Origin of the sequence: Streptomyces aureus (genome assembly GCF_001418135.1) — a bacterium.
Lineage (GTDB): Bacteria > Actinomycetota > Actinomycetes > Streptomycetales > Streptomycetaceae > Streptomyces > Streptomyces aureus_A.
Map to the genome: position 1 here is coordinate 1 of NZ_LIPQ01000443.1, position 7328 is coordinate 7328.

The 7328-nt window shown below is 69.1% G+C and carries 5 protein-coding genes and 3 pseudogenes; 4 read left to right on the top strand and 4 right to left on the bottom strand.

The features are described 5' to 3' along the window. Positions 1 to 38: 38 nt before the first annotated feature. Together AOK00_RS30110 and AOK00_RS38700 are read left to right on the top strand one after the other, a co-directional pair. Positions 39 to 1130 carry an IS630 family transposase gene (locus tag AOK00_RS30110; protein ID WP_055603383.1) on the top strand — a complete coding sequence of 364 codons (1092 nt, stop codon included), beginning with the start codon at positions 39 to 41 and terminating at the stop codon, positions 1128 to 1130. A gap of 56 nt (positions 1131 to 1186) precedes the next feature. Then, a pseudogene (locus AOK00_RS38700) lies at positions 1187 to 1883 on the top strand (IS5 family transposase); the annotation flags it as partial. Between the two features lie 61 nt (positions 1884 to 1944). On the opposite strand, the gene AOK00_RS38705 reads toward AOK00_RS38700, so the two are convergent. From AOK00_RS38705 to AOK00_RS30130, 4 genes are all read right to left on the bottom strand, one after another. Continuing rightward, entirely contained in the window at positions 1945 to 2322 is a 378-nt protein-coding gene (locus AOK00_RS38705) for a nuclear transport factor 2 family protein (RefSeq protein WP_024757633.1), read from the bottom strand. A 356-nt stretch (positions 2323 to 2678) separates the two neighbouring features. Then, positions 2679 to 2864: a hypothetical protein gene (locus AOK00_RS30120; protein WP_055603384.1), complete on the bottom strand. Its 186-nt coding sequence runs from the start codon at positions 2862 to 2864 to the stop codon at positions 2679 to 2681. Positions 2865 to 3481: 617 nt separating this feature from the next. Continuing rightward, positions 3482 to 4243: a DUF4239 domain-containing protein gene (locus AOK00_RS30125; RefSeq protein ID WP_055603385.1), complete on the bottom strand. Its 762-nt coding sequence runs from the start codon at positions 4241 to 4243 to the stop codon at positions 3482 to 3484. 1266 nt (positions 4244 to 5509) lie between these two features. Further along, positions 5510 to 5713, bottom strand: a complete 204-nt coding sequence (locus AOK00_RS30130; RefSeq protein ID WP_055603386.1) for a cold-shock protein — start codon at positions 5711 to 5713, stop codon at positions 5510 to 5512. Between the two features lie 846 nt (positions 5714 to 6559). On the opposite strand from AOK00_RS30130, the pseudogene AOK00_RS37705 reads away from it, so the two are divergent. Together AOK00_RS37705 and AOK00_RS30135 are read left to right on the top strand one after the other, a co-directional pair. Next, positions 6560 to 6991 (top strand): annotated as a pseudogene (locus AOK00_RS37705) (TerD family protein); the annotation flags it as partial. 95 nt (positions 6992 to 7086) lie between these two features. After that, a pseudogene (locus AOK00_RS30135) lies at positions 7087 to 7328 on the top strand (substrate-binding domain-containing protein); the annotation flags it as partial.

A 7328-nucleotide genomic window follows, 5' to 3' on the forward strand; every position in this document is an offset into this window, starting at 1 on the left:
CTAGTGACCTGAGTCAGAGGTTTATCGTTGGTTTGGGTATGAGTCGTCCTGGTCCGAAGATTCCGCCGTTGTTGGTGACTGATGCACAGCGTGGTGTGCTGGATGGCTGGTTACGTCGCCGCACGACAGCTCAGGCGTTGGCTCAGCGGTCGCGGATCGTGCTGGAGTGCGCGGAGGGGCACTCGGTGATGGAGGTCTCACGGCGGCTGCGGGTCGCTCCGGACACGGTCCGCACCTGGCGGCGGCGCTTCATCGAGCACGGGCTGGACGGGCTGGGCGATGAACCGCGGCCGGGTGTCCCACGGAAGATCACCGACGCGGATGTCGAGCGGGTGATCGTCAAAACGCTGGAGGAGACACCGAAGAACGCGACGCACTGGTCGACGAGGTCGATGGCCGCGGCGACCGGGATGTCGCAGTCGGCGATCTCGCGGATCTGGCGGGCGTTCGCCCTGGCCCCGCACCGGTCGCAGACCTTCAAGCTGTCGACGGATCCGCTGTTCATCGACAAGGTCCGCGATGTGGTGGGCCTCTACCTCGACCCGCCGGAGAAGGCCCTGGTCCTGTGCGTGGACGAGAAGTCGCAGATCCAGGCCCTGGACCGGTCTCAGCCGGTCCTGCCGATGATGCCCGGCGTCCCCGAACGCCGCAGCCACGACTACATCCGCGCCGGCACCACCACCCTCTTCGCCGCCCTGGAGGTCGCGACCGGCAAGGTCATCGGCTCCCTGCACCGCCGTCACCGGGCGGCGGAGTTCAAGAAGTTCCTGGCCAAGCTCGACAAGGAAGTGCCGGCCGGCCTGCAGGTCCACCTGATCCTGGACAACTACGCGACCCACAAGACACCCGACATCAAAAGGTGGCTGCTGACTCACCCGCGATTCCACCTGCACTTCACACCCACCAGCGCGTCGTGGCTGAATCTGGTGGAGCGGTGGTTCGCCGAACTCACGCAGAAGAAGCTCAAGCGCGGCGTCCACCGCTCCGTCCAGGCCCTCGAACGCGACATCCGCGGTTGGCTCGCCGACTGGAACGAGCACCCCAGACCGTTCGTCTGGACGAAGACCGCCGACGAGATCCTCGACAAAGTCGCCGCCTACTGCCGACGAATCTCTGACTCAGATCACTAGGTCTTGTCCGGCAGATCATGTGACGGTCGCCTCGCGTCGGGATCATTCTTCGGTTCGTGGGGCAGGGTGATCTGACGAATGACGAGTGGGCGCGACTTGCGCCCCATCTGCCGAAGACCGGCGACCGGGGCCGGCGTGGGAACGACCACCGAACAGTGATCAACGGGATCCTGTTCCGGGTCCGCACGGGAATCCCGTGGCGGGATCTGCTGAACAGGTTCGGGAACTGGAAAACGGTCTATGAGTCATCGCCGCGGGTCGGCGGACGGCACCTGGGATCGGATCCTGCAAGCCGTCCAGGCCGATGCCGATGCCCGAGGCCGGATCGACTGGAGCATGGTGAGCGTGGACTCCACCTCGTGCCGAGCCCCTCAGCACGCTGCCGGGGCTTCACGCAGGACGCCGCGAGTTCCAAAGCGGAGATCAACACCTCGGCAGCACCGCTCCGACGAAGGGCTCGGCCGTTCGCGGGGCGGTCTGACCTCCAAGATCCACCGTGGCGGAGAAGGCGGCCTCCGCCCTCTGGCGCTGCTGATCACTCCTGGTCCGTGGGGCGACAGCCCGCAGCTGATCCCAGTCCTCGAACGCATCCTCGAACCCGTGCTGGAGAAGGTCCGTGTGCCCCGCCTCAGGCCGGGCCGGCCACGCGTCCGCCCCAACCGGGCGCGCGCGGACAAGGCGTGCGCCTCCCGCAAGAGCCGTGCCTATCTGCGCCGCCTCGGGATCCGCTGCACCATCCCGGACAAGGCCGACCCGGCCCCGGAGCCCCGAACGGGGCCGGTTCAGGAGAAGGACGGAGCCGGAGGAGAATGGCTCAGGAGGCGGACGGCTCGATCTCTCCCGCGAAGACGATGACCTGGTCGATGAGGCTCCGCCGCAGATGGACGACGTCCGTTCCCGCCAGGCGCGGGCCTCCATCCGGCGTCGTGAAGACCCACTGGTACCGGGCCCACTCGTCCGGCATGTCCACCGCCGAACAGCGCACCATCGTGCCGGTCCCCGCGGGGTGGCGTCGGATGTCCAGCACGAACCGCTCGACCGCCTCAATCCCCTCGCTGCGGCCCAAGGGTCCCCAGAAGACCACGTCCGAGGTCAGGGCCTGGGAGAGCAACGCAGTCACATAGCTGTCGTCCGAGGCGTTGAACGCGGAGATGAACGTGTCGATCGCGGACCGCGCGGTCTCTTCCTGCATGCACCAGTAATACCAGTCCCCACGCGGAACGCGCTCGTCCCGTGAGCCGTCCTCCGACCACGGTGAACCATCCCGGTCACCGCACCAGCGAAAAGCAGACGACCGCCGACACCGGGCGGAGACTCGCTGAGATTCCCGTTCGTCGTCCCGGCACACCTCGCGCTCCCGCGGCCCGCTGCGGCGTCCGCGTCGCCGGTGGCCGCGCCCCCTGCTTCTGTCTCCCATGAACTGGCATCCAGGAAGGTTGCAGACCGGCTGCTCGACGGCACGCGGATGAGCCGGGCGGACGGACCTGCCGCTGCCCCGCGAGCAGGGCGCCGTAGGAGAACGGTGTGCCCTGCGAGCCGCCAGGCCGGTCACCGGCTTTTCTTGTTGAACCATCCGAGCGACTGGAGGACGGACGCGCCGATGACGAGGATGCCGAGAGGAACGATCGTGAACCAGGTGGCGCCGGCTTTCATGGCCGCGAGCAGGGCGACGGCACCGAGGGCCAGCGCCAGGAGCACGAGCATGCCGAGAAGGACACGAATCTTGGAAACCAACGGAGGACTCTCCCATGTTCAGCCGGGCTCTATGGACCAGACAGCGTTCGCTGTCCGTTGGACAGCTCGCGACGGTTGCCCAGTAGGGAGGCACGCTCCCCGGCGCGACACCACGGCTCCGTCAGGAAGCTCATGGGCGAGTCTCCCAACGCTGCCTTCCAGAGGCATCCGTAGAACTACGTAATCGAATAGGTAGGCACACCGGCCGGGTGCGGGGCAAAGCAGCGGCCGGCCGTACGGTGAGCCGTTGGCAATCTCACCTGCCGGATGGGCAGTTGGCCGGTCGTACGGATGAAGCCCTGGTGGATGGGTTCTCGACCAGGGAGAACCCATCCACCAGAGGCTTCCTATGCTTGCCCATCCGTCCGGCGTCGACGGGTCCAGTTCTGCCCTGGGCAACCAGCCGGTGCCCGGCTTGGGACCGTCCCCTCGCGAGCGGGGAGCAGCGCCGGTCCCCCCTCCCGCGGAACCAGCACCGACGCCTCGGTCCCTGGGGGCCAGGACAGTAGGGACCACCGGCCCGGACGACGTGCGCGGTCGCTGCCAAGGAACTCAGCATGCAGCTGAAAGACGGGCGTCCTGTTCGCCGCGGTGTCGCGTTCCTTCGTGATGCCTGGTCAGGCGGCGGCGGTGAGGAGGTCACTCAAGGGCTGGGCGGAGTCCGTTCCGGAGTGGCCGAGGGGCGCGTCGAAGCTCCAGACGAGGAAGAGCAGGAAGACCACCAGGGCACTGAACGTGGTGGCCAGCAGCAGTTCGCGCGCGGAGCGGCGGATCTGCAGGGTGTAGAGCAGGCCGAGGGTGACCAGGGCACCGGCGACGAGGCCGAACCAGAGGGCTGGGGGCAGGGTGGTGCCGGAGGTGTCCAGGCGCTGGTGACGGGCGTCGTCCGCCGCCGCCACCTGGTCCAGGAGCGGCTGGTAGGCCTGGGCCTGGAGCTCGTCCGCCGGGGTGTGATGGGCGATGTCGCTCCGGATGCGGCCCAGCAGTTCGGCGCCGGTGCCGTCGACGGGCAGGTCGTCCTTCAGAGCGGGCCATTCGGCGGTGACCGCGTGCCGGGCGTAGGCGTCGATGTACTCCTTGATCTGCGTCCGGAAGGCGTCAGGGTAGACGTCCAGGCGTTGGTCGATCTCGTACAGGGCCTGGGCCTCGCGCTGGACGGTGTCCTCGGCCGCCGTACGGGCCTCCCACACGCCGGCGATCGCCAGTCCGAGCACGATGGCGTAGACGACGCCGACCATCATGACCATGTACTCCAGCACGTCCGGTGTCTCGGAGGTGTCTTCGTCGACGGCCACGCGGCGGTGCCGCAGGACGGTCGCCGTGACGACGAGAACGCAGACCAGGACCGAGGCCAGGGTGTAGACGAGCCATTCCGGCATTGCACGACTCCAGGACGAGCGAGGCGATGTGTATGAGATACGGGGGCGGACGCGTTGGGCCGGTCAAGGGCCCGGCGGCCGGACGAGAGGTGGAGGGTCAGCCGCGGCCGCGACGACGCGACCCTGGCCGCAGGGCGGCCGCGGCCAGAACAGCCGGCAGGGTGATCACGACTGTGGACATGGTCATCGGGAGCTTGGCCGGAGCGGGACGGGACGGACCGCCCGTGTAGTGCGAGCGCGGCTCCCACCGGAATCCCTGGGGCGCTTGCGCCGGAGCGGGGGCGGTGGTGCTCGGCACCGGGGGCGCTGGTGGTGCCCACCCGGGGCCAGGTGCCGGGGGTGTCGGGGCGGCAGGTTCCGGAGCAGCGAGTTCCGCAGCGGCTTCCGGTGGCGAGAGCGCGGGCGACCTCGGCGGCGCCGGCTCGGGGACCGGCAGGGGCGGAGACGGTGGCGACGGCCGCGACGAAGGAGGCGGCGCCGTGGGTGACGGAAGAGGCGGCGCCGTGGGCGGCGGGGCCGTCGGAGCGCACGTGGGGCGCGGGGCTTCCGTCATCCCGTCGCCGTAGCCCATGTCGACCCATACGTCCGGGGCACACACCACCAGGTGACCGTGAGTGGGAGCGTGGTCCATGACGACGGCCACGTCTCCGTGGTGCGGCAGCGGGCAAAGCGCCGCCGCAGCCCCGAGACCGACACTGATCCAGCCACCCACTCGTCATTCCTCCCCGTGACGACCTGACGTCGGACACGCGTTCAGGGCGCGAGAGGGCGGTTCTACCACTGCCCTCTGGAGCTGCCACTGCGGGTAACGATCATGAGCCCGGCCAGTCACGGAATACGGGCGTGCCGCCTGCCATCGGGGTGAACGCAGCGCCAGAAGGCCGTACCTCTACGAACGCTTCGCCCCGGGCTGCCGCGACGCCACGGCCCGCGACCGCGACGAGCACCAGCAGGGCTTCTCGGAGGGGCTGGCTGGGGCGCATGGTGATGGTGGTGGCGACCCCAGTGACAGCGAGGCGCGGGAGGGCGGCGCGTTCCTCCGCGCTCTGCCCGGCAGGGTGGTCGGTTCGAGGATGCCGATGCCGATGCCGACGGGGCCGTCGTGCGAAGCGGGCGAACTCTCCGTCACGGCGAGCGGCCCGGGCCCGTCACGGCAAGCGTGTCGGGCCCGGGCCGGTTCGCACGGTGTCCACCGGCCGGACCGTGCGGACAGCGAGAACCGAAGGTGCTGCGTCCGCTCCGGTCCCGCCGGCGGGTTGGGGCAGGTCAGGCGAGGTTGATGTTCTCCGCCTGGGGGCCCTTCTGGCCCTGGGTGACGTCGAACGTCACGGTCTGGCCCTCCTGGAGCTCACGGAAACCCGTCGAGTTGATCGCCGAGTAGTGGGCGAAGACGTCCGGGCCGCCGCCGTCCTGGGCGATGAAGCCGAAGCCCTTTTCCGCGTTGAACCACTTCACAGTTCCCGTAGCCATGTCTCATGCCTTCCAGTCGATGAACGCCTTCCGCACCATGCGGAAGACGGAGGTGATCGCCCTGGTCCCTGCGGCACAGCACAGCAAAAAAGCCCACGCCGAGGGCATGGGCAAAGGGAAGATCCGAACCACGACAGCTAACGGGGACGGTACACGCCCACACCTTCTGTGACCACAGGAAACGCCACATGCCCATGAGACAGATTCCCGTCCGGGCGGGGAGGCGCGGCGCGGGCCAGTGGTTCGAGGTCGCCGTAGAAGCCTGCGGGCAAGGCAACGGCCGGTTCGCGGGCCCGACCACACGTCCACGTCGTACAGCACAAGGCAGCCCGGTTCGGCGCAGGAGTCGGGGCGGATCTGCGGGACCGGATCAGGTGGCTGACGGCTTCACAACCGTGGTGTCGATGGCGTGCCGCCGTGCGGGACAGCGCGTCGGCTTCGGGGAGACTGGGCCGGGTCTGGCATCGGACGGTGACTCGGTGGGGTGCGAGCCGAAAAGCGGGCAGGTCTCGGTCCTCACGGCCGGCCGTCGGGTGCCACTCGCGGCACAGGAGGCCGAAGGCTCAGGAGTCGGATGCGTCGCCGTTGTCGACGCAGTCCTCGCGCTCGGGGACGCGGTCGACGGCCACCCGCGCTCCCGTGCCTTCCCCCTCGATCGTCCGGCAGGTCGCGATGAAGGGCTGGGCGTGGGCGCACTGTGACGCGGCGCCGGTCCGGACGGCCCACGTCGAGGCCTGCGTAGTTCGCGGCTGACTCTGACGAAGTCCCTTGCTGGAATGGCGCGTTCCGCGCCAGAGATCTTCTCCAGGTGTCTGTTCCACTGTCACCATGTGCCGTATGACGCACATGATCAAGGGTGCGAACGCGCCCGTCCCCGCCGTCCCTCTGCGTGTCGCCGTGGGCCGACAGTCGGTGCCAGGTGCGCCGACCGTGTCAGCCGCGGCCCTTCTGCTCGACGCGGCCGGAGCGGTACGCGGCGATGCCGACATCGTCTTCCACGGCCGGCCCGTCCACCCCTCGGGCGTCGTTCGGCATGTCGGCACGGGACAGGGCGCCGGACAGCTCGCCGAATGGCTGGAGTTGGACTTGCTCCGCGTCGAACCCGATGTCCAGCGGGTACTGATAGTCGGATCCTGCGCGGACGGGACCTTCGGACAGGTCCCGGGTCTCTACGCCCAGTTGAGCACGTTCGAAGGAACCGTCGTCGCGCAGTACGCCGTCACGGACGCCACCGCCGAGACCGCGTTCGTGCTGGGTGAGCTGTACCGGCGCGATGGGGCATGGCGGTTCCGCGCGGTGGGGCAGGGCTACGAGGACGGGCTCGCGGGCCTGACGCGGGACGTGGGGGGCGCGGGGGCGGCGGCGGTGTCCCCACCGGCGCCGCCCCCGCGCTCGAACGCGCCAAGGGCTTCAAGGAAATCATGGACGCCGACCACAAGGACGACTGGAAGATCGTCGTCAGCCAGACCGGCGACTTCACCAGGGCCGGCGGCAAGCAGGTCATGGCGGCCTTCCTGCAGTCCAACCCGGACATCAACGTGCACTACGCGCACAACGACGACATGGCCCTCGGCGCCATCCAGTCCATCGAGGCGGCCGGCAAGAAGGCCGGCAA